We start from the raw sequence: 2,537 nt of genomic DNA, 5'->3' as shown, positions 1-2,537 counted from the left end.
AGCAACAGCACACCGTCGAGCAAAAGCCCGCGTCGTTTAGCCATCGTCGGAATCCGGTTGAAAAGCAGTGACGACAGCCCGATCAGGACTGGTCTTCAGGTTCGTCAGGCACGCCCGAGTGCGGGCCGGGCCGGTTTGCGCGGTCGATGAGGATCGACATTTCGATGCCACGGGCAATCTGCTCGTCGTGGAAGAAGCGCAAAGTGGGGACAGTGTGAATGTGCAGCAGCTTGTAAAGCTGGGAATGCAGCCAACCGGCTTTTTCGTTCAGCAAGGCGGTGGCGGCTTCGGGCTCGGCGCCCAAAACCGTGAACCACACCTTGGCATGCGCGTAGTCGGTCGACAATTCCACACCAGAGAGCGTGATCAGTCCGGCGCGAGACATATCGATCTCGCGCTGGATGATCTCGGCCAGATCCTTCTGGATCTGGTCGGCCAGCCGCAGATTGCGGCCGGGGATGGCTTTGGACTTGTGACGGCTCATTAGCAATAATGCCTCGCGACGCTTTACAGCGTACGCGCGATTTCCTTGATTTCAAAGACTTCCAGCTGGTCACCCACCTGGATGTCATTGTTGCCGCGCAGCGTAAGACCGCAATCGAAGCCCGACTTGACTTCCTTGACGTCGTCCTTGAAGCGGCGCAGCGATTCAAGATGCCCCGTCCAGTGAACCACGTTGTTGCGCAGCAGGCGTACCTGGGAATCGCGGCGCACGATGCCATCAAGCACCATACAACCAGCGATGTTGCCAAGGCGCGAGATGCTGTAGACCTCACGGATCTCGACCAGGCCGATGATTTCTTCCTTCTTTTCGGGCGCCAACATGCCCGACATGGCCGCCTTAACTTCATCCACGGCGTCATAGATGATGTTGTAGTAGCGCACGTCGATGCCGTTGTTCTCGGCCAGCTTCTTGGCGCTTGCTTCCGCACGCACGTTGAAGCCGATCACGACAGCATTCGAGGCAATGGCCAGGTTGATGTCGGTTTCCGAGATGCCGCCCACGGCCGCGTGCACCACTTGCACACGGACTTCGTCGGTCGACAGCTTGACCAGCGATTGGACCAGCGCTTCCTGCGAACCCTGCACGTCGGTCTTGACGATAAGGGTAAGCGTTTGCGTGCCCTCGCCCAGGTTGTCGAACATCGATTCCAGCTTGGCGGCCTGTTGGCGCGCCAACTTGACGTCGCGGAACTTGCCTTGGCGGAACAGCGCGATTTCGCGCGCCTTGCGTTCGTCGGACAGCGCCATCAGTTCGTCGCCGGCGGCGGGAACTTCGGTCAGACCCTGAATTTCCACCGGGATGGACGGGCCGGCCGATTGAATCGGCTTGCCGTTTTCGTCCAGCATGGCGCGCACGCGGCCGAAGCTTGCGCCGGCCAGCACGACGTCGCCGCGCTTGAGCGTACCGCTTTGCACCAGGATCGTCGCGACCGGGCCACGGCCCTTGTCCAGACGGGCTTCGATGACCAGACCCTTGGCGGGAGCATCTTCCGGCGCCTTCAATTCCAGCACTTCGGCTTGCAGCAGCAGGTTTTCCAGCAGATCGTCGATGCCTTCGCCGGTCTTGGCCGACACGCCCACGAAGGGCACGTCGCCACCGTATTCTTCCGGCACGACCTGTTCGGCAACCAGTTCCTGCTTGACGCGTTCCGGGTTGGCCGACGGCTTGTCGATCTTGGTCACGGCCACAACCATGGGCACGCCCGCGGCCTTGGCGTGGTGGATGGCTTCACGCGTTTGCGGCATCACGCCGTCGTCGGCGGCAACCACCAGAATCACGATGTCGGTCGCCTTGGCGCCGCGGGCACGCATGGCGGTGAACGCCTCGTGGCCCGGGGTGTCAAGGAAGGTCACCATGCCGCGTTCGGTTTGAACGTGGTAGGCGCCAATGTGCTGCGTAATGCCGCCGGCTTCGCCCGCGGCAACCTTGGCGCGGCGGATGTAATCCAGCAACGAGGTCTTACCGTGGTCGACGTGGCCCATGACGGTCACGACCGGGGCGCGCGGCAGCTGTTCAGCTTCGGACACCGTGGCGGATTCGTCCAGGAATGCTTCCGGATCGTCCAGCTTGGCGGCGATGGCCACGTGGCCCAGTTCCTCGACCACGATCATGGCCGTTTCCTGGTCCAGCACCTGGTTGATGGTGACCATCTGGCCCAGCTTCATCAGATGCTTGATGACCTCGGCGGCCTTCACGGACATCTTGTGCGCAAGGTCGGCCACGCTGATGGTTTCCGGCACGTGAACTTCGCGTGCAATGAATTCCTGCGGTGCGGGCTCGTTGCGGCGGTCGTTCTGCTGGTTGCGGCCACCACGGCCGCCGCCCTTGCCACCCCCCTTGCCGCCTGCACGCCAGCCATCACGGCTGGCCGGGGCGGCCGGCTTGTCGGCGGGCTTCTTGCGCGAGGCGTCATCCGACCAGGTCGAAGCAACTTCGGCGGTCTTGATGGTCTTTTTCGCGCCAGGAGCGGCGGGCTTGGCGTCCTTCTTGGCGCCAGGCGTGGCGCCCGGCTTGCCGGCCGGCTTGTGCAGCG

Annotated in this window: 2 protein-coding genes; both read right to left on the bottom strand. The window is 62.7% G+C overall.

Annotated features, from left to right (window positions below; all coding sequences use genetic code 11):
- Window positions 1-82: 82 nt before the first annotated feature.
- Window positions 83-484: a 30S ribosome-binding factor RbfA gene (rbfA, locus tag ACNPP0_RS22480; RefSeq protein WP_006218273.1), complete on the bottom strand. Its 402-nt coding sequence runs from the start codon at window positions 482-484 to the stop codon at window positions 83-85.
- 23 nt (window positions 485-507) lie between these two features.
- Window positions 508-2,537, bottom strand: a 2,030-nt coding sequence (gene infB, locus ACNPP0_RS22475; protein ID WP_448707057.1) for a translation initiation factor IF-2, incomplete at its 5' end; no start/stop codon positions are given.

The sequence above is a fragment of the Achromobacter semiaridum genome, assembly GCF_053543755.1.
This window is presented reverse-complemented; position numbering and strand designations above follow the sequence as displayed.